The organism is Variovorax sp. FG153, from assembly GCF_057809595.1.
Genome location: NZ_JBMDKG010000002.1, coordinates 218,685 through 236,415, shown reverse-complemented (window position 1 = coordinate 236,415; position 17,731 = coordinate 218,685). Strand labels below are relative to the sequence as shown.

32 protein-coding genes and 1 tRNA gene are annotated in these 17,731 nt (G+C 64.4%); 21 read left to right on the top strand and 12 right to left on the bottom strand.

Annotation, left to right across the window (positions count from 1 at the left end; genetic code table 11):
- Window positions 1-8: 8 nt before the first annotated feature.
- The 9 genes from ACODT0_RS04265 to ACODT0_RS04225 form a co-directional block, all read right to left on the bottom strand.
- Window positions 9-281 carry a hypothetical protein gene (locus tag ACODT0_RS04265; RefSeq protein ID WP_489040688.1) on the bottom strand — a complete coding sequence of 91 codons (273 nt, stop codon included), beginning with the start codon at window positions 279-281 and terminating at the stop codon, window positions 9-11.
- Window positions 281-514, bottom strand: coding sequence for a hypothetical protein (locus tag ACODT0_RS04260; RefSeq protein ID WP_489040687.1), 234 nt, complete (start codon window positions 512-514; stop codon window positions 281-283). Before ACODT0_RS04260 ends, ACODT0_RS04265 begins: the two co-directional genes overlap by 1 nt.
- Window positions 511-708: a hypothetical protein gene (locus ACODT0_RS04255; RefSeq protein ID WP_489040686.1), complete on the bottom strand. Its 198-nt coding sequence runs from the start codon at window positions 706-708 to the stop codon at window positions 511-513. The genes ACODT0_RS04260 and ACODT0_RS04255 overlap by 4 nt, the downstream gene beginning before the upstream one ends.
- Window positions 705-1,223, bottom strand: coding sequence for a hypothetical protein (locus tag ACODT0_RS04250; protein WP_489040685.1), 519 nt, complete (start codon window positions 1,221-1,223; stop codon window positions 705-707). The genes ACODT0_RS04255 and ACODT0_RS04250 overlap by 4 nt, the downstream gene beginning before the upstream one ends.
- Window positions 1,220-1,522: a hypothetical protein gene (locus tag ACODT0_RS04245; protein WP_489040684.1), complete on the bottom strand. Its 303-nt coding sequence runs from the start codon at window positions 1,520-1,522 to the stop codon at window positions 1,220-1,222. Before ACODT0_RS04245 ends, ACODT0_RS04250 begins: the two co-directional genes overlap by 4 nt.
- Window positions 1,519-1,770, bottom strand: a complete 252-nt coding sequence (locus tag ACODT0_RS04240; RefSeq protein ID WP_489040683.1) for a hypothetical protein — start codon at window positions 1,768-1,770, stop codon at window positions 1,519-1,521. The genes ACODT0_RS04245 and ACODT0_RS04240 overlap by 4 nt, the downstream gene beginning before the upstream one ends.
- Window positions 1,770-2,177 carry a hypothetical protein gene (locus ACODT0_RS04235; protein WP_489040682.1) on the bottom strand — a complete coding sequence of 136 codons (408 nt, stop codon included), beginning with the start codon at window positions 2,175-2,177 and terminating at the stop codon, window positions 1,770-1,772. The genes ACODT0_RS04240 and ACODT0_RS04235 overlap by 1 nt, the downstream gene beginning before the upstream one ends.
- Before the next feature lie 156 nt (window positions 2,178-2,333).
- Window positions 2,334-2,825, bottom strand: coding sequence for a hypothetical protein (locus tag ACODT0_RS04230; RefSeq protein ID WP_489040681.1), 492 nt, complete (start codon window positions 2,823-2,825; stop codon window positions 2,334-2,336).
- A 22-nt stretch (window positions 2,826-2,847) separates the two neighbouring features.
- Window positions 2,848-3,522 carry a helix-turn-helix domain-containing protein gene (locus ACODT0_RS04225; RefSeq protein ID WP_489040680.1) on the bottom strand — a complete coding sequence of 225 codons (675 nt, stop codon included), beginning with the start codon at window positions 3,520-3,522 and terminating at the stop codon, window positions 2,848-2,850.
- A 100-nt stretch (window positions 3,523-3,622) separates the two neighbouring features.
- Here ACODT0_RS04225 and ACODT0_RS04220 point away from each other — a divergent pair, with 100 nt between their 5' ends.
- On the top strand, window positions 3,623-3,868 hold the full coding sequence (locus ACODT0_RS04220) for a transcriptional regulator (RefSeq protein ID WP_489040679.1): 246 nt from the start codon (window positions 3,623-3,625) through the stop codon (window positions 3,866-3,868).
- Between the two features lie 10 nt (window positions 3,869-3,878).
- Here the strand turns inward: ACODT0_RS04220 and ACODT0_RS04215 are convergent, their stop codons facing one another.
- Window positions 3,879-4,106: a hypothetical protein gene (locus tag ACODT0_RS04215; protein ID WP_489040678.1), complete on the bottom strand. Its 228-nt coding sequence runs from the start codon at window positions 4,104-4,106 to the stop codon at window positions 3,879-3,881.
- 11 nt (window positions 4,107-4,117) lie between these two features.
- Here ACODT0_RS04215 and ACODT0_RS04210 point away from each other — a divergent pair, with 11 nt between their 5' ends.
- Entirely contained in the window at window positions 4,118-4,300 is a 183-nt protein-coding gene (locus ACODT0_RS04210; protein WP_489040677.1) for a hypothetical protein, read from the top strand.
- A gap of 2 nt (window positions 4,301-4,302) precedes the next feature.
- Here ACODT0_RS04210 and ACODT0_RS04205 read toward each other — a convergent pair whose 3' ends face one another.
- Window positions 4,303-4,764: a hypothetical protein gene (locus tag ACODT0_RS04205; RefSeq protein ID WP_489040676.1), complete on the bottom strand. Its 462-nt coding sequence runs from the start codon at window positions 4,762-4,764 to the stop codon at window positions 4,303-4,305.
- Window positions 4,765-4,867: 103 nt separating this feature from the next.
- Here ACODT0_RS04205 and ACODT0_RS04200 point away from each other — a divergent pair, with 103 nt between their 5' ends.
- From ACODT0_RS04200 to ACODT0_RS04180, 5 genes are all read left to right on the top strand, one after another.
- Window positions 4,868-5,056 carry a hypothetical protein gene (locus ACODT0_RS04200; RefSeq protein ID WP_489040675.1) on the top strand — a complete coding sequence of 63 codons (189 nt, stop codon included), beginning with the start codon at window positions 4,868-4,870 and terminating at the stop codon, window positions 5,054-5,056.
- 3 nt (window positions 5,057-5,059) lie between these two features.
- A complete protein-coding gene (locus ACODT0_RS04195; RefSeq protein ID WP_489040674.1) occupies window positions 5,060-5,266 on the top strand; it encodes a hypothetical protein in 207 nt (68 codons plus the stop codon).
- Window positions 5,267-5,361: 95 nt separating this feature from the next.
- A complete protein-coding gene (locus tag ACODT0_RS04190; protein WP_489040673.1) occupies window positions 5,362-5,850 on the top strand; it encodes a phage regulatory CII family protein in 489 nt (162 codons plus the stop codon).
- The gene (locus ACODT0_RS04185) at window positions 5,847-6,245 is read left to right on the top strand and encodes a hypothetical protein (protein WP_489040672.1); all 399 of its coding nucleotides are present in this window, start codon (window positions 5,847-5,849) and stop codon (window positions 6,243-6,245) included. Before ACODT0_RS04190 ends, ACODT0_RS04185 begins: the two co-directional genes overlap by 4 nt.
- Entirely contained in the window at window positions 6,242-7,084 is an 843-nt protein-coding gene (locus tag ACODT0_RS04180) for a hypothetical protein (protein WP_489040671.1), read from the top strand. The genes ACODT0_RS04185 and ACODT0_RS04180 overlap by 4 nt, the downstream gene beginning before the upstream one ends.
- A gap of 25 nt (window positions 7,085-7,109) precedes the next feature.
- Here the strand turns inward: ACODT0_RS04180 and ACODT0_RS04175 are convergent, their stop codons facing one another.
- Complete coding sequence (locus ACODT0_RS04175; protein ID WP_489040670.1) at window positions 7,110-7,748, bottom strand: hypothetical protein; 639 nt, start codon at window positions 7,746-7,748, stop codon at window positions 7,110-7,112.
- Window positions 7,749-7,801: 53 nt separating this feature from the next.
- Between ACODT0_RS04175 and ACODT0_RS04170 the strand changes: the two genes are divergently transcribed.
- The 14 genes from ACODT0_RS04170 to ACODT0_RS04105 all read left to right on the top strand — a co-directional run bounded on the left by ACODT0_RS04170 (window position 7,802) and on the right by ACODT0_RS04105 (window position 17,696).
- A complete protein-coding gene (locus ACODT0_RS04170; RefSeq protein WP_489040669.1) occupies window positions 7,802-8,659 on the top strand; it encodes a hypothetical protein in 858 nt (285 codons plus the stop codon).
- A complete protein-coding gene (locus ACODT0_RS04165; RefSeq protein ID WP_489040668.1) occupies window positions 8,659-9,168 on the top strand; it encodes a hypothetical protein in 510 nt (169 codons plus the stop codon). Before ACODT0_RS04170 ends, ACODT0_RS04165 begins: the two co-directional genes overlap by 1 nt.
- 301 nt (window positions 9,169-9,469) lie before the next feature.
- Window positions 9,470-9,826 (top strand): hypothetical protein, encoded by a 357-nt coding sequence (locus ACODT0_RS04160; protein ID WP_489040667.1) that lies wholly within the window; start codon window positions 9,470-9,472, stop codon window positions 9,824-9,826.
- Window positions 9,823-10,125: a hypothetical protein gene (locus ACODT0_RS04155; RefSeq protein ID WP_489040666.1), complete on the top strand. Its 303-nt coding sequence runs from the start codon at window positions 9,823-9,825 to the stop codon at window positions 10,123-10,125. The genes ACODT0_RS04160 and ACODT0_RS04155 overlap by 4 nt, the downstream gene beginning before the upstream one ends.
- Window positions 10,122-10,595 carry a hypothetical protein gene (locus ACODT0_RS04150; RefSeq protein ID WP_489040665.1) on the top strand — a complete coding sequence of 158 codons (474 nt, stop codon included), beginning with the start codon at window positions 10,122-10,124 and terminating at the stop codon, window positions 10,593-10,595. The genes ACODT0_RS04155 and ACODT0_RS04150 overlap by 4 nt, the downstream gene beginning before the upstream one ends.
- Window positions 10,596-10,606: 11 nt before the next feature.
- Window positions 10,607-11,254, top strand: coding sequence for a hypothetical protein (locus ACODT0_RS04145; protein WP_489040664.1), 648 nt, complete (start codon window positions 10,607-10,609; stop codon window positions 11,252-11,254).
- Between the two features lie 168 nt (window positions 11,255-11,422).
- A tRNA-Gly gene (locus ACODT0_RS04140) sits at window positions 11,423-11,498 on the top strand.
- 74 nt (window positions 11,499-11,572) lie between these two features.
- A complete protein-coding gene (locus ACODT0_RS04135) occupies window positions 11,573-11,785 on the top strand; it encodes a hypothetical protein (RefSeq protein ID WP_489040663.1) in 213 nt (70 codons plus the stop codon).
- An 18-nt stretch (window positions 11,786-11,803) separates the two neighbouring features.
- Window positions 11,804-12,157 (top strand): HNH endonuclease, encoded by a 354-nt coding sequence (locus ACODT0_RS04130; RefSeq protein ID WP_489040662.1) that lies wholly within the window; start codon window positions 11,804-11,806, stop codon window positions 12,155-12,157.
- Between the two features lie 142 nt (window positions 12,158-12,299).
- Window positions 12,300-12,710 (top strand): hypothetical protein, encoded by a 411-nt coding sequence (locus ACODT0_RS04125; RefSeq protein WP_489040661.1) that lies wholly within the window; start codon window positions 12,300-12,302, stop codon window positions 12,708-12,710.
- Entirely contained in the window at window positions 12,655-14,382 is a 1,728-nt protein-coding gene (locus ACODT0_RS04120) for a terminase large subunit (RefSeq protein WP_489040660.1), read from the top strand. Before ACODT0_RS04125 ends, ACODT0_RS04120 begins: the two co-directional genes overlap by 56 nt.
- The gene (locus ACODT0_RS04115; RefSeq protein WP_489040659.1) at window positions 14,382-15,647 is read left to right on the top strand and encodes a phage portal protein; all 1,266 of its coding nucleotides are present in this window, start codon (window positions 14,382-14,384) and stop codon (window positions 15,645-15,647) included. Before ACODT0_RS04120 ends, ACODT0_RS04115 begins: the two co-directional genes overlap by 1 nt.
- Window positions 15,616-16,308, top strand: a complete 693-nt coding sequence (locus ACODT0_RS04110) for an HK97 family phage prohead protease (RefSeq protein ID WP_489040658.1) — start codon at window positions 15,616-15,618, stop codon at window positions 16,306-16,308. Before ACODT0_RS04115 ends, ACODT0_RS04110 begins: the two co-directional genes overlap by 32 nt.
- A gap of 62 nt (window positions 16,309-16,370) precedes the next feature.
- The gene (locus ACODT0_RS04105; protein ID WP_489040657.1) at window positions 16,371-17,696 is read left to right on the top strand and encodes a phage major capsid protein; all 1,326 of its coding nucleotides are present in this window, start codon (window positions 16,371-16,373) and stop codon (window positions 17,694-17,696) included.
- Window positions 17,697-17,731 lie beyond the last annotated feature (35 nt).

Below are 17,731 nucleotides of genomic sequence, written 5' to 3'. Positions count from 1 at the left end.
GCGGCCTTTCAGAACGGGCACGCGACCGAAGCGCGTGCTTTGGTGGAGAGGGAGATCTCGAGCGCTATCTCGAAGACCTCTTCGTCGGAGGCGCCGGAGCGCGATGCGAGGAGGGCGGCGCTCATGGGGTTGCGCTCGCAGTAGGGCGATCCGGGCCGGTGCTCGAAGTGGTATCCGCCGCAGCGGCAGAGGCGGTGCCCGGTCTCGCGCAGGTGCCGGGTGAAGAGGCCGTGGCTGCGCCGCCGCGTGCGGCACTCGGGGCAGCGGAAGAGGAAGGCCATTACTTGGCCCCTCGCAGCAGTGCGAACGTGCGCGGGTTCGCGTAGACGTCGGAGCCGACGAGAAGGACCTCGCCGTCCGGCACCGTGTTCTTCGTGCCGAAGAACGAGCGCATCCACTCGTTCATCTCGGCACGAAAGGCGGGAGTGACCGGGCAGTCCCTCGACAGTTGCATCTTCGGGATGTCCGACGTGACGAACACGGTCAGGCCGGCGAGTTGATGCGGCCCGTTCATGCGCTCAGCTCCTCCGGAGCCTTGCTGACAGGCACGAAACGCGACGGGGACCAGTCGCAGTAGGTGTCGGTTTCGGTGTGCCCGAAGATCATCGAGCAGCGCCGAATGTGCGCGCAGTCGCCGCAGGCCGTGCCCTTCGGGTGGCGCATCTTGTCGGGGTCTGCCGGGTCGTAATTGAGGGGGCGCTCGCTCATGCCGCACCTCGACCGAATTTGATGCAATCCCGGTCGTGCTCGCCGAGCCAGTCGCCGCAATGTGGGCAGCGCGACGAAGCGGGCGCGGAGGAACCTGTGGACTTCTCGATCAGCGCTTTTGCGGCCACGATCACCGGACTGTTTTCGTCGAGGATCAGATGACCGGATGCGACGCGGCCATCCGCCATCCGAACGATCGTCTTCGCCAGTTCCAGCAACTCCGGCGCCGTCTCGATGAGGACCATGTCCGGGTGGACGATGCCGGCGCACCAGCTCGCGTGGTGTGAGCGGCCGGGAAAGGGGCGGATCCAGTCGCGCCGCTCGTGCACCTTGTGCAGCAGGTTCATCCCGTCGTGCGCGGTATCGCGCAGGAACAGCGTCGCATTGCTCATGCCCCAGCGCTGCGGCTGGATGATGGTCAGATCGAACTCTGGCTTTCCGCCGACGAGGGAGAGGGTCTTGTGACTCTCGTTGATCTCCCAGCGCCACGGCCCCGGCGTGTGCGCGGCGCTCATGCGTGCAGCCCTCCGCGATCGGACCTCGACACGATGACCAGTGCGCCGTCCAAGGTGATGCCCGGAGCGCCGCCCGACTCCTCGGCCGCGGCGTAGTGCGCGTCGACGGCCTGGTCGTGCCAGAAGTCGCAGGACTGCTCGGCGATGCGTGCGCGCTCCTCGGCATCGGCCGCGCGCTTTTCGGCGGCTTCCAGGCGTTGGGCAAGCTCGGCCGCGTGCTCGCGCAGGTGGACGAGCTCCGCGGCCTCCAGGCGACGCTGGAGACGGCGCAAGGCGGCGGTCATGACCGGCCCGCTCACGATGCGCGCTCCTCGAGGCGCTGGACTTCGACGATCGGGCACTCGCCGACCTTGGCGCGAGCCTTGTTGTGCGCTTCCTGGTTGGTGCGAGCGCGCACGTTGACGCTCGGCAGGTAGTTGGCCTCGTTGACGACGGGCAACCGGTCGTTGTCGAGCGGGTGGTAGAAGCAGCGGTAGCTGCGCAGGCCGTCGGCGCGGCGGCGCACGCGGCCCGGCCGCACGGTGGCGAGGTTCGGGGCGCCGTACATCAGATGCTCCAGGCGGCGACGCCGTGCTTTGCTGCGAGCTGGACGCGCACCGCTTGCGCGGCGGCGCATGCATCGCGCACGAACTCCGCTGCATCACGGCCCAGCATGCGGACGCCACCGTTGCGGCGGGCGATCTCGTCGCGCTCTTCGAAGCGAGCGCGTTCGGCGATGTATTGCGGGGAGGCGCGGAATTCGGCCTGAGCGGCGGCCAGGGCGGCAGCCTTCGAAGCCTTGATCTCGCTGGTGATCGTGCGCTGGTCCTTGCCGGTGTTGCGGCGGGCGCAGATCTGGCCGTAGTGGACGATTTCACCGTCGTCGAGTTCGATCGCGACGGTGAACTTCAGATTCGACTTGCCGCAGCAGTCACAGGTAGTGACGCTGTCGTCGGTTCCGAGTGCTCTTGCCATCTCCATCTCCATGTAACCGCCGCGGTGTGCAGCGCATGGGATGGAGTCTAGAATTACTAGACGTTAGGTGTCAAGCAAAACTAGCCTTGCAATCTAGCATTTCTAGAAATAAATTTGGGCGCCTCGGCTTCTTGCCTTAGACGCCTTCCTTTTGCATCAATCGACGCTTGTGGGTGGAGTCGGCATGCGCCCCGTCTGCCGCTCCAGATCGGCCACGCGATCGTTGGCTCTGCGGATCTCCTCCCGCAATGTCGCCGCGTCGCTAGAAGCTGGGCGGGCGGTCAACCTCGCGCGCAGATCTGCCCGATCTTTTTTTGCCTCGGAAAGCTGCTGGCTCAGCTCGCGCTGCTTGGTTTCGTAAGCCGTTTGCGATGGCGTGGGAGCCTCCTGAAGTGCATACCCGCGCGCTCGCATACACCTTTCTAGCAGGTCGTTTTTTCGCATCGCTCGGTCGAGCTCTTGCCCCAACGATGACCGGAAGCTCAAATCCGTCGTTTGCGTTGCGGCCGTGGCCTCGTAGTCGCACTGGCTGATGGCTTGGTCGAGTCCTGAGGCGTCTTGGCGCACCTTTACCCATGAGCGCTGCGGAGCAGCACAGCCCGCGATGAACACGGAAATCGATATCGCAATCGCGAGTGGTCGAACCATTTCACCTCCCCGGTGCCATTGACTACCAATGGTTTTTGATTTTTCGGCGCGGCACAGGATGTGCAACGTAGTACACCCAATCAACGTCCTCGAAACGGTAGTGCAGAACAACAGTCGAGTTGTAGCTCCCGAATCGGTAGGCGCCCCGCTGGGACAACAGGCGCTTGATCATGGTCTGTCCAGACGCCAAGCGAACAAGCACATCGTCTTCAAGCTCAGGCTCCGTACTTGGCTCTACGAGCGCAAAGTTTCCGGGCGTGTAGACGGGGATCATGCTTTCCTCGGAGATCTCCACGAGGAAGGCGTGCGGGTCTGTGCTTGAAACGAGGCCGTATTGATCGGTGACGCCGACCGGATAGTCACCGTCAGTCCACACGCGCTCCGCGATTCCGCCAGCGCCCTTGCCGACAACCCAGATGCGATGGGCCTTGCTTGGGTCTACGGGTATGGCGCCTTCCGGGAGCTGGGGCGCCTGCTCTGCGGGTGGCGGCGGGCTTCCCGGCGGGCCTTCCTGCCCGAATGGATGCGGGTATCCAGTGACCTCGGCAATCTTTTTGACCTGGGCAAAGCTGGGCGCGGTTTTCCCGGTCTCCCAGAACCCTGCCGTGGCCTTACTGCGCCCCATGGCGTCGCCCAGCTGCTCCAGCGTCCAGCCTTTGTGCTTGCGTGCAGCTTTGACCCAGTCTTTCAACTCCATCGCTCGATGGTAAAGAAATGCTTGACCCAACGAGGCAAGTAATACTTGATTTGAGGGTCTAGAAATACTAGACTCGGTGAAAACTGCCAAAGGATCAAGCATGGACCACCCCGTTGAACGCGCCGCGAAGGTCGTCGGCTCTCAGACCGCTCTCGCGGTGGCGCTCGGCGTCACAAAGGCCGCCGTCGGCCAATGGAAGGAGGAGGGGCGGCGCGTGCCGGCGGAGCACTGCCCGGACATCGAGCGCCTCACGGGCGGGCGCGTGCGCTGCGAGGAGTTGCGCCCCGATGTCGCGTGGGACGTGCTGCGCAAAGAAGGCCAGGCCCTCGAAGCGAAGGCTGCCTGAGATGCTCGCTCTACGCGCGTCGCAGCTTCTTCCCCTGCCGCACCCATTCGTAGGTGTCGGCGTCGATGCGGTTGAGGCGGTCGCCGTTCGAAAGCGCGAATTCTTTGAGCCCTTCGATCCATCGGCTGCCATCGAGGGACTGGTCAAGCATGAACTCGGTGAATTCGTAGGCCATATCCATCGTGCCCGCGTCGTCCTTGACGGCAAAGGCGGCGGTTTGTCTTTTTTCTCTACGCATAAGGGTCTCCAGTGAACTTCAAAGCCGATGAATGCAACGAGCCCACCATCGAGTGGGCGCTCTCGCGCATCCGCCACTATGCCGAAGACCACAGGTTGACTCCGGACGCAGTTTGCGAGGTCTTCTCCGCTGGGATTGTGGCGCTGGCGAAGAGCGAAGCTGCGGCAGAGGCCCTCGAAGCAAAGGCGGCCTGATGTCAGTCGAACACCACGTTGTTGCAAGTGGGGCATTTGAGGCCGCCGGGAATGCCGCTGAAGTAGCTGCGCTGGAGCACCGACTTGATCCCCTTGTGAAAGCAAGGTTGGCAGACATAGTGAATCGGCTCTGCATCGACTGGGTCGCCCGTGCTCGTGGTCTGGACTTTGGACTTCAGGGCGAAGTGGCCTTGGGCGGTTTCGATGAGCGAGTAACGGCCACGCTCCTGCAGGGCTGCCTCCAGTTCCAAGTTTTTCTGCTGGGTTTCCATCAGCTTCTGCTGCAGGAGCATCGCCTCGCTGGAGATAGCGAACAGACGCTGCTGCGCATCGAGGAGCTTGGCATTCATCTCGGCAACGGTCTCCGAGAGCTTGCTCGCGTCGCGCACGCCAACGGCTGCATGGCCGAGGTCGTATGTCGCTTTCAGCGACGAGACGAGCCCGGTAATCAAGGCGAAGTCCATGAATGAACCCCTTTCGTCCGCCCTTCGCAGGGTCCGTGTTGAGGAACGCGGAATCTACCCCGCGAGCGGGCGGACACCCATCCCAAGAAACGAGGACCAATCCATGGACACCGACATCATTTCCCGCGGCGTGATCCTGAAGCGAGCCGAGGAAGCCGCGCAACAGCACGACTGCCCGAACCGCGCAACGCCCTGGCCGCTGGGCACTCAGGCCGGCCAGCTCTTCGTGCAGGAGTTCCACGCTGCGCGCGCGAAGCGCCAGGCCGCCGAGCGCCAGCAGCAGGAGGCCTGAAACATGGGGCGCCTGTACTTCATCGAGGCCGTGGCAATCGCCGTCCTGGCTGTCCTGCTGGGGCTCGGCTACTTCGCGATGTGCGACGTAGCGGGCGAGCGCATGGCGAACGTGCTCGCGGGGCTCGTGATCCTGTGCGTGGTGATGGCCTTCGCGTTCGTCCACCAGCTCAACGCATGGGACGCACGGCAGCACGGCGCAAAGCGCTAGTTGTTTTTCGTTCTTCTCTTCCATCCCTGCATTGCACCGCGCCCACCGCGCCGGAACAACTTCAACAAGCACCCCGAATTGACAGGAGCTACCTGATGAACCTCAACGTGAAGCCTCTCCTGCAAGCCGCCGTCATGGGCTACAGGAGCCAGGACCCGAACGGGTCGAATGGCGCCCTCGGGCTGTCGAAGCTGATGGGCCTGTCGAACGGCATCTTGAGCCGCAAGACCAACCCGCTCGACGCGACCGCGCACTGCAGCCCGGAAGAGCTGGTGCAGGTCTGCAAGGAGACGGGCAACCACTCGGCGATCCAGGCGATGGCGATGGAACTCGGCTACCTGCTCATGCCGATGCATGCGCCGTCGGCGGCCGACGTGGCGCCCAGCCTCTCCAGCAATTTCAAGGAGCTGGGCGAATGGCTGCAGGCCGCCTCGGCCGCGAACTCGGCGCCCAGCCTGTCCGACAACGCGATGGCCAATCTGCAGCGCGAGCTGATCGAAGGCATCTCGGCCAGTCTGCAGACCTTCAACGAACTGAAGGCCCGCCACGCCGCCGCCAAGCCGTCACACCTGAGGGTCGCATGACGCAGGCCGATCACGACCGCGTCGACGCAGCGCTCGCCACCGCTCGTGCGCGGGGAATCGCAGCCGCGGCAGGCGCTCAGGCCGCCGAGGACCAGCGCGATCCCCTGTTCGGGGCTCGTGCTCTCGCTTTCATCGTGAACCACATCCGTGCCAAGGGAAAGGTTTCGGGCGAAAGCACCACCTTTGCTGCCCAGGAGGAGGGCATCTCCCCGAGAGACGCTCGCGCCTTCGGTTCGGTCTACGCCAAGGCCAAACGCATGGGTTTCATCATGGTCGTCGGCAGTTGCCCGCGCGTTCGCGGCAACGGCACCGGCGGCGGCAGCTACTACGCCCCGGGCCCGAACAACGACCCGGTTCCCTTCCCTCAAGAACAAGCCTCCGAAAGCGAGACATGACCGCAACTGCCGAAATCGAACTGAGCCCGGGCAACGTGAAGGCCGCCATGCGCGCGGCCGGTGCGAAGTCCTCCGACCTGTGGATGGTGCCCGTCGCGAACATCCGCGTCATCGCCGGCTACAACATCCGCCCCGTCGACCGCGAACACGTCGAGGCCATCAAGGAATCGATCCGCATCAACGGCTACAGCAAGGACAAGCCGCTGGCCGGCTACGTGTCCAAGGAGGAGGGCGACGGCGACATCATCAACCTGACCGACGGCGAACACCGCCTGACGGCCGTGCTCGAGCTGGTGGACGAGGGCGAGCCCATCGAGTTCCTGCCCGTGACAGTCGCGCCTGCCGGCACGAGCATGGTCGACCTGGCCGTGAGCATGGCTACCAGCGCCTCGGGCAAGGAGCTGACACCGCAGGCATGGGCCACGCTCTGCAAGCGCCTGATCGGCTACGGCCTCGACGTGGACGAGATCGCAAAGCGGCTGGTGAAGAAGAAGCAGCAGGTCTCGGATTGGCTGGTGCTGGCCGGCGCGAGCCGCCGCGTGCTGGTGATGGTTGAGGGCGGCAAGGTCAGCGGCACCAACGCTATCCGGCTGCTCAAGAAGCACGGGGCCGGCACCGCCGACGTGCTGGAGCGCCAGTTCGAGGCCGCCCAGGCCAAGGGCAAGAAGAAGGTCACGGCCGCGGTGCTGTCGCCGCAGCGCGATCTGGTGGCCGACGGTGCGGCGTGGATCAATTCCAACCTGGCGGCCGGCGACCCCGCTCCGCTGGTGGCACTGCTCTCGGAGCTGACGGGCGCTCCGCACGCCGACATCGCCGCGCGGATCTCACCCAATCGCTGACGGATCCTGAGCAGTCATGAAAAGACTAGTGAATTCCAGCGTCGCGGAAGGCTTTGTCGAAGAGGGGCTTCGAGCGCTCCATCGCGCTGTTTGCTTTAGCGAGATGCGTGTGCAGCTTCTCACGAAGGCGGATTGGCTCTGTCGACATGACTTCGTTCTCGGCTTGCAGGCGCATCAGAAAGCACATGCTTTGAAAATCAGCTATCGCGGTTGCGTAAAGCCGCGCATATTCAAGGTACAGGACTCCCACTCGAGCAAGTTGCTCATCGGAGGGAAGCGGGGCGCGATCGCACCGATCCAAGAATGCCTTGAGCACTGCATGCGGGTTCTTGGCGTAAAGAGGCGAGTCGAGGATGTCAGGCCCCGCAATAAGCATGGCGCTAAGGGTTCTATACATGTCCGAGATTCGCAGGAAGGTGATTCGAGCGACTGCCTGCTCCGCGATCTCGCGTTGCCCGCGTTGAGCGTCGGCAATGCTCCACGCAGCATAAATTGCGACAACCGCTCCAACGGCTTGAACCCAGGCGGGCCCGGCCGAAACGAGAAATTCACTCGTCCACTTCCAGCCTCCCATTGCAATAAGCGCTATCAGCCCAAGGGCCGATACGACCACCAGCACGCCAACCACGTCAACCCAAAGGCGCCGTTTCTCGTCTTGGTCCATGTCTCAATCTCCTTCGTCTCCTCGCCGCGGAGTATCGCGCAGGGAGGAGATTGATGGCAGGAATGGACTGGTTTCGCTGGCATCACGGGTCGGTCACCGATCCGAAGTTCCAACTCGTCGCTCGCCGGGCGGGTGCATCCCTGCCTGACGTGCTGGCGGTCTGGGCCTACGTGCTCGAGGCGGCCAGCCAGGCGGAGGAGCGCGGCGTCTTCGGCGAGATCGATGCCGAGGCGCTGGACTGCCTCTTCAACTTCCCCGCGACCGAGACGCGCACCGCCGACATCCTGAAGGCGATGAGGGACCGCGGCCTTATCGACGAGTTCCACGTCATCGCGTGGCACAAGAGGCAGCCCAAGCGCGAGCGCGAAGACGATGGAGCCACGGACCGCAAGCGCAAGCAACGCGCTGCCGAATCTGGCGTGACAGCCGACGTCACGCCAAGTCACGCCACGTCACACCAAAAACAGCCTAGAGGAGAGGAGAGTAGAGAAGAGGAGACTTCCTCCCTTCGGTCGGAAGGTGCGAGCGCGCGCGTCGGCGAGGTTTGCAAGGCAATGCGGGCAGCCGGCCTGGCCGACGTGAGCCCATCGCACCCGAAACTGCTCAACCTGCTGGGCGCCGGTATCACGCCGGGCGAACTGGTCGACGCCGCCACCGAGGCCGTGAAGCGCAAGAAGCCGTTCAGCTATGCCTTGTCGGTCGCGGAGGGCAGGCGCCGCGATTCGGCCGTCGAAGTCCTGCCATCGACCGAGAAGCCGCCGCCGGACCCGGACTCGCAGCCGGCCATCGAGGCCGAGGGCGAGCGCCTCGGGCTGGGCCGGTGGACTCAGACCGAGCAGTGGCCGGCCTACCTCGCGAAGGTTCGCAAAGCTCAAGCCGCCGAGCGCGGCGCATCGGGAGGGCTGCACTGATGGACAAGGTTCGCTACATGCAGCGCCTGCTGGCGCGATGCGAGGAGTGCGGCGACTGCCTGCTCTGGACGGGCCCCGTCGACGATTCGGGCTGTCCAAGGATTTGCCCGCGGCAAGGTACTCGCAGCCTCAGGCGACGGGTGTGGGAGATGCGCGAAGGGCGCCTGCCGGCCGACAAAGTGGTGGTGCCCTCGTGCGGTCGACCGCGTTGCGTGGAGCATCTGAAGCTCATCTCTCGCGCGGAGCAGATCGTTACCACCATCGCTCGGCCGGACGTTGCCGCACGCAAAGCCGTGGCCGCACGCAAGGCCAGGCGCCTCGAGGCGAAAAAGTTGACGCTCGAAATGGCGCGTGCGATCCGGGCCTCGTCGAAGACGCAGCGCGAGCTGTCGATCGAGTACGGCGTAGCGCAATCCATGATCTCGCGCGTGAAGCAGGGCAAGTCCTGGGCCGAAGTTCCGGCCGGCAACCTGTTCACGGGGCTGATCGCACGGGAGCGGAGGCAATGAGCCATGGCGCTGGACCAACACCTGCAGCACCTGCTATGGCTGATGGAGGAGCACCCGGAGGCGTGGAAGCAGCACTGCTGGCATCGCGCGAAGGAGCTGGCGAAAGACCCGGAATTCGCGAGCTTGCCCGGGCTGCTGGCCTTGGCGGTCGGCTCTCGGCCAGTGCCCGCTACAGGATCGAACTCGAAGCGAACCGAGCCGCGCGCGATTGTTCCACGCGAAACGACGCGTGCCGCTTCCCCTACGACTCCCCCGAAGGCCAGCACTGGACAGCTTGCTTTCTCCTGAAAGGCGGAAAACTTTGATCTTCATCATCGACCTCAAGCTCGGCAACGGAATGAACATCCGCGAGCACCACTTCGCTCGTGCCCGCCGTGTGAAGAACGAGAAGAGTGCCGTCGGCTGGACCTTGCGCACGCAACGTGCGCCGCAGGGCCCGGTGCGCGTCATCCTGACCCGCTGCATGTGGGGTAAGGGGCTCGACGGCGACAACCTGCAGGGCAGCCTGAAGGCTCCGCGCGACGCCGTTGCCGAATGGCTCGGCCGCGACGACGCTGACAAGTCGATCGACTGGGTCTACGCCCAGGCGCCGGCCACGCTCGGCAAGGGCTTCATGACCATCGAGATTCAACCTGTCGCCGAAGGAGGTGCATCGTGAACTGCAAGCCCGGGGATGTGGCGTTCATTGTGAAGTCTCCCGATCAAAGCAACGCTTGGGCCGATGGGCGAGTCGTGCGCTGCCTTTCTTCCTTCATCGAGGTGGGATACGTCTGCTGGTTCATCGAGAGACCATTGATTTCTCCGTCCGGCGAGGTGTTTGTCTCGGTCTATGACGGCGTGCTGCGGCCATTCCGCGATCCAGGCGACGATGCCATCGACGAATCGAAGGCATGGCTCCCGCCAGTGCCTCTGCCCACCATCGACCCGTCATTGCTCCCCGCAAAGGCGCACGCATGAACGAAGCCAAGATCGCCCGCATCGCCAGCGGCCTCAACACCATCGCCCGCAAGGTCCTCGACGCGGTGCCGGCCCAGGCCATCTGGAGCAAGACGCAGATTCACGCCGAGCTCCGCCGCCTGGGCGTCAGCTGCGACCGTTCTCTGGTCGATGGCTGCCTCGACAACCTGCGAGGCCAAGGCCTCATCAAGGAGCCGAACCGCGGCGAGTTCACGCGCGTGACCCCCAAGACCACCACCCACCAGACCGAGGAGCCCATGACGACCCACCAAACCCCGCCGGCCCGCCCGCCTGCATCTCCCGTGCCCGAGAAGAAGGACCCGCTCGCTCGACTGGCCCTGGCCGCGAAGGCCATGCGCCAGGCTGCAGAGGAAGTCGAAGCCGCCGCGCTCGAGGCGGCCGAGATGGTCCAGAAGGCCGAACAGGGGGCCGAGAAGTTCCGCCAACTGCAAGCCATGCTCCAGAGCTGAGAGGAGGCTGGATGTTCAATGACGACAAGCGCTGCGTCGAAGAGGCCTACACCTCGGCAGGCAACAGCTCGGATCTCCGCGTGCAGGGCGACACCACCTCCGATGCCGACCTCATGATCGCGGCGGGCTGGAGCCCTTCGCGTGTGGGCATGGCGCTGCTGCGCCTGCACAGCGAGTGGGACAAGGCAGAGAAGCCGCGGCGCCCGACCGTGGCAGCGATCGAGACGCTGGCCGACGCCATGCCCCGCGCCCTGCAGCGTGCCGAGCGCACGGCCATGGCCCGGCGCCAAGCGAACGATTGGTACATGGCGGAGATGGCGAAGCTTGTGGGCAAGCTCACCAGCCTGCCGTCCGTGCGCGTGCAGCTCACGAGCTACGTCCCGCGCTGGGGAATCGTGGAGGCGAGAGCGAAGGTGCCGGCCATCATCGCCTACTGGCTCGACCAGACCTGCCCGCACTGCCATGGCTGCAAGGTGGTGGCTGTGCCGGGTCATCGTGCCGCGAACACCAAGGCCTGCAAGGCATGCGGCGGGACCGGTATCGCTCCGGTGCCGCATGGTCAGGATGGCCGCCGCGTGGCGAACTACATGGACGACTGCGTCTCGCGCGCGAGGCAGTCGCTCAAGAACCGCTTGCGGAAGTTCCATCACGCGGCATAATCGCGCCTGAGGTGCGCGGGTTGTGCTGACGACTCTGCCCCTCGACTCTCTGTCGAATGCCCGATGCAACAGCCTGGCAATGCCTGTAGCGACATCGGTAGTAAGCGATGGAGATGCACGTCTATATGAAGCCGCCCAGGTGCATGCCTCGGCGGCTTCTTCGTTTTTGCATCCCAGCACGCGGGCCGTGTCGCCTGCCTTCCAAGCAGCGCAGAGAAGGGTTCGATTCCCTCGGGGTGCTCCAGTTGTCTCCTCCATGGGTTCGCAGTTGCCATGGGTTGCCCGCCTCGCGCGGGCCTTTTTATTTCTGGGGCTCGAATGACCACCCTCGTCCACATGGCCGTCAGCGGCAACAAGCAAACGGTCGTGAAGACGGAGGCAGGCGAGACGCGCATGCAGCCTGGCTCGCACTTCACGTTCTCGGTGCACGGTGAAGGAGAGATCTCGGTTCGCGAGGTTGGCCCGTTCATCCAGGCCCCGATCCTGCCGATGATCCGCCCCTATGTGCCCGAAGAGGGCGACGCGGCCTGATCTCGTTTCGCGTGGAACATGCCCGGCCACCTTGCTAAGCCTTGCAGCTACCCCGGATGTCGCGCGCTCGTGCGTGATGGCAGCAGTCGCTGCGAAGCGCACAAGGTCACGTCGTGGTCGCGTGCCGCCCCGGCGCCGCAGCGCGTTCGCGGCAGGAAGCTGCAGGAGATGCGAGCTGCGCTGTTCAGGCGTGAGCCGCTGTGCCGTGCCTGCAAGGCCCTGGGCCTCGTGACCCTAGCGACCGAGCGCGACCACATCAGGCCGCTCGCCGAGGGCGGGACGGACACCCCTAGCAACGAGCAACCGCTATGCGAGGCGCACCACCGCGAAAAGACGCTCGACGAGGCCCAGCGCGGCCGGAATCGGCGATAACGCACCGAATCGGGGCGAGATTGGTATAAATGCAACAGTGTTGCGTTTATACAACGAGGGGCAGTAAAAAAGTCGACCCCTCTTCAACTGGAAACCAGGCGCCGAGTCGTTTTTTCACATCCACAAAATGAAAAGCTGACCTATGGCACGCCCCCGCAAGCCGTCGAACGTGCTCGAGCTGAACGGCGCGTTCAAGAAGAACCCGGATCGCGCTCGCGAGCGCGAGAACGAGCCGCCGCCGGTGGGTGACATCGGCGATCCGCCGGAGCATCTCGATGAAGGCGCTCGCGCATGCTGGCTCGAGCTGGTCGGGCTCAGCCATGAGGGGGTTCTCTGTGCTGCCGATCGTCTGTTCCTCGAGTACGGCGCCCGAGTGCTGTCGCAACTGCGCAACTCCGAAGAGATCGACCCGAAGCTCGGGATCCGCTTCGAAACCGTCTGCGCGCGACTCGGCATGACACCGGCCGACCGTTCAAAGGTGTCGGGACGGAAACCGAATGGCGAAGAAGACCCCTACGCAGAATTCGCTGCCGCCGGAGGGGCACGCCAGTAAGGCGGAGTGGTACGCACGCCAGGTTCTCGCCGGGAAGATCCTGGCGTCGCAGTATGTGAAGCGTGCGGCCGAGCGCCACTTCGCTGACCTTGAGCGTGCCAAGTCGAAGGCATGGGGCTACGTCTTCGATCCGGAGGCGGGCGCGCGTGTCTGCCGGTTCATCGAGCTGCTGCCTCACACGAAAGGGAAGTGGGCCAGCAAGAAGGAGACGATCAAGCTACAGCCCTGGCAGTGCTTCCTGATCGTGGTGCTGTTTGGGTGGTTGAACAAGGCCACCCGCAAGCGCCGCTTTCGAAATGTCTACTGGGAGATCCCGCGCAAGAACGGGAAGTCGATCCTTGCCGCTGGCATCGGCCTCTACATGCTCACGGCCGACGGCGAGTTCGGCGCCGAGGTGTATGCGGGCGCCACGACGGAGAAGCAGGCGTGGGAGGTGTTCAAGCCCGCCAAGCTGATGATGCAGCGGAGCGAGAAGTTTGCCGCTCGCCTCGGCGTGGAGGTGACCGCGAAGGTGTTGTTGCGGCCTGGTGATGGTGGGAAATTTGAGCCCATCATCGGGAACCCGGGCGACGGCGCTTCGCCCTCGTGCGCGATCGTGGACGAGTACCACGAGCACCCGACGCCGGCCCTGCTCGACACGATGGAAACGGGGATCATGGCGCGAGAGCAGCCGCTGATCTTGATCATCACGACGGCGGGGCAGAACACGGCCAGCCCTTGCTACGACAAGCGCGACGAAGCGATCAAGGTTCTTGAGCGGACGACGGAGGACGAGCACCTGTTCGCGTGCATCTTCGGCATTGATCCGGGCGACGACTGGGCGGATCCGAAGTCGTTGATCAAGGCGAACCCGAACTACGGTGTGTCGGTCGACGCGGACATCCTGCAGGCCCAGCAGCGCACGGCCATGCTGAATCCGCTGCAGCAGAACAAGTTCAAGACCAAGCACTTGAACGTCTGGACTTCGGTCATGGCCGGGGTCATGAACATGCAGCAGTGGGAGCTGTGCAAGGACGCGGACCTCGATGAAGAAGAGCTGCTCGGAGCCGACTGCTGGGTCGCGGCCGACCTGGCGTCAAAAATCGACCTGTGCTCGGCGCAACGCCTGTACCGGCGAATGTCGCACGGACTGCCGCACTACTACCTGTTTGGTCGGTACTGGCTGCCCGAGGCGGCGATCGAGGAGCCTGGGCCGAACGCTGCGCACTATGCGAAGTGGGTGAAGCAGGGATTCCTGACGCCTACAGACGGCGCGACAGTGGATTTTGAGTTGATCACCGAGACGATCATCTCGGACTGCAAGCGGCTCAACCCGCGCGAGGCTGTCTTCGATCCCTTCAACGCCGTGCAGATGATGCAGGCGGTGCAGGCGAAGAACATCGAGGTTGTCGAGTTCGTGCAGACCGCTGCCGCTTTTGCGGTGCCGCTCGACGAGCTGATCGCCGCGGTGAAGGACGGACGGTTCCACCACGACGGGAACCCGATCACGACGTGGTGCATGTCGAACATGGTGGCGCGGCCCGCGAAGAAGGGGCTCGTGTCGCCGATCAAGCAGAAGCCGCACCAGAAGATCGACGGCGCTATCGCGACGATCATGGCGGTGGCACGCGCATGCGTGGACGAACCGGGGCTTGACCTCGACGACATCCTCGCGAACCCGATGGTTACCTGATGGCAAATATCGTCTACAACGCCCTCGGACGCTGGCTACGCTGGGGGGCGGATGCCCTCAGTGCGCATGCCGGCCTGCAGACGAGCGTCCCCAATGCACCGCTGGTGGAGGGAATCGCCAACATCGGCGCCGACGGCGCACTGCAGCTGGATACGGTGTGGGCATGCATCGATCGCCGCGCGACCATCATCGCGAGCCTTCCGTTCTTCACCTACGAGACGAAGGGCGCGAACAAGGTCCTCGCGCGGAGCAGCCGGCTGTATGGCCTGCTGCATGACTCGCCGAATGGCCGGATGTCGCCCTTCGACTTCTGGCGGGCGATGATGATGTACTACGACCTGCGCGGAAACGGCTATGCGCGCATCGAGCGCATCGGAGGCGAGGCCGTTGCGCTATGGCCGATGCCCGCCGATCAAGTGCAGCCCTACGTCCTGTCGGACGGCTCGATGGTGTACGAGTACCGCATCGATGGCGACATCGCGGTCTTGGCGGCATCCAACGTGCTGCACTTGAAGAACCTGGGCAACGGGACGACCGGCCTTTCGAAGCTCGAGTACATGCGGGCTACGACGGACGAGCAGGCGAAGGCCCAAGAGAGCGCGACGAAGCTCTTCTCAAGCAGCGGCAAGCCGACTGCCGTTCTGATGATCGATGCATCGATCACGCCGAAGCAACGCGAGGAGCTGCGGAAGAACTATGGGGAGCTGGCGACGGGAACTACCCAGCGCCTGGCCGTCCTCGAGGCCAACATGAAATACCAGCAGCTGAGCATCAGCCCGGCTGACCAGCAGTTGCTCGAGACCCGCCGTTTTGGCGTCGAGCAGATCTGCCGGTGGTTCGATGTGCCGCCCATCCTCGTGCATCACGCCCAGTCCGGAGTCTCGGCCTGGGGCAGCGGCATCGAACAGATCATCGACGGCTTTCACAAATTCACCATCGGCCCGCTGTCCGTGAACATTCAGCAGGCCGTGACCAAGCAGGTTCTCACCCCGGCCCAGCGTGCGCGCTACACCGTCGAGCACAACCTCGATGCCCTTCTGCGCGGCAGCGCGAAAGATCGCGCCGAGATCGCCGCCAAGAAGGTGCAGAACGGTCTGGCGACCCGCAACGAGATGCGGCAGCTCGAGAACGAACCGCCGCTACCTGGTGGTGATGTCCTCACCGCTCAGACCAACCTCGCGCCGATCGACATGCTCGGCAAGATCAAACCCTCGGCCTCCTCGGGAGACTCGAATGCTTCTTCGCAAGACCCTCAAGCTCAGTGATGTCGATCTCAAGATGGAGGGCGATGTCGGCACGTTCGCCGGCTACGCATCGGTCTTCGGCGGCGTCGACTCCTATGGCGACACGATCATCAAGGGGGCGTTCGAATCCACTCTGCGGGCCAATGGCAAGCCGAAGATGTTCTTCAACCACGAGTGGGGCATGCCGATCGGCAAGTACCTGACCGTGAAGGAGGACGATCACGGCCTCTATGTCGAGGGTGAGCTGACCCCGAATCTCTCGCTCAGTTCGGACGTGCGCGCTGCGATGAAGCACGGCACCCTCGACGGGCTGAGCATCGGCGGATACGTGAAGTCCGGCGACTACGACGAAACCGAAAACGGCCGGGTCATCCGCAAGTGGGCGAAGCTGCTGGAGATCTCCCCCGTGGTGTTCCCGGCCGACGGCGCTGCGCGCATCGACGGCTCGACCGTGAAATCTTTTGACCTGACCGATGCCATCGAAGGCATCGAGTCGGTTCGTGATCTCGAGAGCTTCTTGCGGGATGCAGGCGGCCTCAGCAAAGGGGCCTCCATTGCGCTGGTGGCCCGCGTCAAGAAGGTGTTCGGCTTCGTGGGGGATCCCGAAGGTGGAGCGCCTGAGGCGAAAGCCGTCGAAGAGCTTGTCGGGCGTCTCCAGCGCCTGGCCGACCTCGGCGCGTAGAGCGCATTCCGCAATCAGCAACCAGCCGCCTTCGGGCGGCTTTTTCATTTCAAAGGGTCCACATGCAATTCTCTCGTCTCACTCTGCGCGGCGTGTTCGCGCTTTCCATTGCCGCCGCCTGCGTGGTGGCGCAAGCGGCCGGCGTCGATGTGCCGGCGCTCATCAACCATTACCCGCACGTCGCCATGGGGCTCGCTGCCGTGGGCATGATGGGCGAAATCGACATGTCGGTGGTCATGAAGGCCGTCGAGAAGGTCGAGTCCAGCATCAAGGCCATGTCCGAGAAGGCCGAGGGCGAGCTGAAGACCCTCGGCAAGGTGAGCGAGGACACCAAGACCGCCATCGACAACTTGGGCGTCGAACAACGAACGCTGGCCGACCGCATTCTGCAGATCGAGCAACGTGCCAGCAGCCAAGACAACCCGCAGTCGAAGCAGGAAGATGGTTTCGGCGAGCAGTTCGTCAAGAACGCGGCATTCGAAGGCTTTGCCAAAGCCGATGCGCACGGCCGCGTGCGCCTCGAGCTCAAGAACACGGTCACGAATGCCATCGGCAACACCTTCAGCGAGCGCCGTCCGGGCCTGGTCGAAGGCGCCTTCCGCGTGTTCACCATCGAGGACCTGCTGACCAAGATCCCGACCGAAGCGCCGTCGATCGACTGGGTTCGTGAAAACGTGTTCACCAACGCCGCGGCCGAAACGGCCGAAGGCGTTGCGAAGCCGCAGTCGAGCATCACCTTCGCGCCGGGCACCATGCCGATCTCGACGGTGGCGCACTGGATCAAGATCACCCGCCAGCTCGCGAAGGACAACGCCGCGCTGGCCGCGTACATCAACCGTCGCATGATCTACGGCGTGAACCTGCGCGTCGAGAATCAGCTTCTCGTGGGCAACGGCACGGCGCCGAACATCAACGGCCTGCTGAACACGGGCAACTTCACGGCTCACGGCTACACGGCCGCCACGCTGACCGCCGCCGGCCTGTCGAACAACCGCTTCGACCTGATCGGCGCGTCGATGGGCGACGCCGCGCTGGCCGACTACCCGGCCGACGTGGTGATCCTCAACACCGGCGACTGGTGGAAGATGCGGCTCGCCAAGGACACCCAGGGCCGCTACCTGCTGGGCGAGCCCGGTTCGGCCGCCGTCCCGCAGCTCTTCGGTGCGAGCGTCGTGGCCTCCAACGCCATGACCGCGGGCAAGGTGTGGGTCGGCAACCTCGCCCAGGCGGCCACGATGTGGATCCGCGAAGGCGTGGTGGTGGAGATGTCGGATTCCGACGAGAACAACTTCCAGCTGAACCTGATCACGATCCGCGCCGAGCGCCGTTGCGCGCTGACGGTCGAGAAGCCGGCCGCCGCTCGCTACGGCGATCTCGTGCCGGCCTGATCCCCCCGGGCCGGCTTCGGCCGGCCCTTTCCCCA

Coding starts and splice junctions, on each gene's coding strand:
- ACODT0_RS04265 (WP_489040688.1), bottom strand. CDS start 281: ATGGCCTTCCTCTTCCGCTGCCCCGAGTGCCGCACGCGGCGGCGCAGC.
- ACODT0_RS04260 (WP_489040687.1), bottom strand. CDS start 514: ATGAACGGGCCGCATCAACTCGCCGGCCTGACCGTGTTCGTCACGTCG.
- ACODT0_RS04255 (WP_489040686.1), bottom strand. CDS start 708: ATGAGCGAGCGCCCCCTCAATTACGACCCGGCAGACCCCGACAAGATG.
- ACODT0_RS04250 (WP_489040685.1), bottom strand. CDS start 1,223: ATGAGCGCCGCGCACACGCCGGGGCCGTGGCGCTGGGAGATCAACGAG.
- ACODT0_RS04240 (WP_489040683.1), bottom strand. CDS start 1,770: ATGTACGGCGCCCCGAACCTCGCCACCGTGCGGCCGGGCCGCGTGCGC.
- ACODT0_RS04235 (WP_489040682.1), bottom strand. CDS start 2,177: ATGGCAAGAGCACTCGGAACCGACGACAGCGTCACTACCTGTGACTGC.
- ACODT0_RS04230 (WP_489040681.1), bottom strand. CDS start 2,825: ATGGTTCGACCACTCGCGATTGCGATATCGATTTCCGTGTTCATCGCG.
- ACODT0_RS04225 (WP_489040680.1), bottom strand. CDS start 3,522: ATGGAGTTGAAAGACTGGGTCAAAGCTGCACGCAAGCACAAAGGCTGG.
- ACODT0_RS04220 (WP_489040679.1), top strand. CDS start 3,623: ATGGACCACCCCGTTGAACGCGCCGCGAAGGTCGTCGGCTCTCAGACC.
- ACODT0_RS04215 (WP_489040678.1), bottom strand. CDS start 4,106: ATGCGTAGAGAAAAAAGACAAACCGCCGCCTTTGCCGTCAAGGACGAC.
- ACODT0_RS04205 (WP_489040676.1), bottom strand. CDS start 4,764: ATGGACTTCGCCTTGATTACCGGGCTCGTCTCGTCGCTGAAAGCGACA.
- ACODT0_RS04200 (WP_489040675.1), top strand. CDS start 4,868: ATGGACACCGACATCATTTCCCGCGGCGTGATCCTGAAGCGAGCCGAG.
- ACODT0_RS04195 (WP_489040674.1), top strand. CDS start 5,060: ATGGGGCGCCTGTACTTCATCGAGGCCGTGGCAATCGCCGTCCTGGCT.
- ACODT0_RS04190 (WP_489040673.1), top strand. CDS start 5,362: ATGAACCTCAACGTGAAGCCTCTCCTGCAAGCCGCCGTCATGGGCTAC.
- ACODT0_RS04185 (WP_489040672.1), top strand. CDS start 5,847: ATGACGCAGGCCGATCACGACCGCGTCGACGCAGCGCTCGCCACCGCT.
- ACODT0_RS04180 (WP_489040671.1), top strand. CDS start 6,242: ATGACCGCAACTGCCGAAATCGAACTGAGCCCGGGCAACGTGAAGGCC.
- ACODT0_RS04175 (WP_489040670.1), bottom strand. CDS start 7,748: ATGGACCAAGACGAGAAACGGCGCCTTTGGGTTGACGTGGTTGGCGTG.
- ACODT0_RS04170 (WP_489040669.1), top strand. CDS start 7,802: ATGGCAGGAATGGACTGGTTTCGCTGGCATCACGGGTCGGTCACCGAT.
- ACODT0_RS04165 (WP_489040668.1), top strand. CDS start 8,659: ATGGACAAGGTTCGCTACATGCAGCGCCTGCTGGCGCGATGCGAGGAG.
- ACODT0_RS04150 (WP_489040665.1), top strand. CDS start 10,122: ATGAACGAAGCCAAGATCGCCCGCATCGCCAGCGGCCTCAACACCATC.
- ACODT0_RS04145 (WP_489040664.1), top strand. CDS start 10,607: ATGTTCAATGACGACAAGCGCTGCGTCGAAGAGGCCTACACCTCGGCA.
- ACODT0_RS04135 (WP_489040663.1), top strand. CDS start 11,573: ATGACCACCCTCGTCCACATGGCCGTCAGCGGCAACAAGCAAACGGTC.
- ACODT0_RS04130 (WP_489040662.1), top strand. CDS start 11,804: ATGCCCGGCCACCTTGCTAAGCCTTGCAGCTACCCCGGATGTCGCGCG.
- ACODT0_RS04125 (WP_489040661.1), top strand. CDS start 12,300: ATGGCACGCCCCCGCAAGCCGTCGAACGTGCTCGAGCTGAACGGCGCG.
- ACODT0_RS04120 (WP_489040660.1), top strand. CDS start 12,655: ATGGCGAAGAAGACCCCTACGCAGAATTCGCTGCCGCCGGAGGGGCAC.
- ACODT0_RS04115 (WP_489040659.1), top strand. CDS start 14,382: ATGGCAAATATCGTCTACAACGCCCTCGGACGCTGGCTACGCTGGGGG.
- ACODT0_RS04110 (WP_489040658.1), top strand. CDS start 15,616: ATGCTTCTTCGCAAGACCCTCAAGCTCAGTGATGTCGATCTCAAGATG.
- ACODT0_RS04105 (WP_489040657.1), top strand. CDS start 16,371: ATGCAATTCTCTCGTCTCACTCTGCGCGGCGTGTTCGCGCTTTCCATT.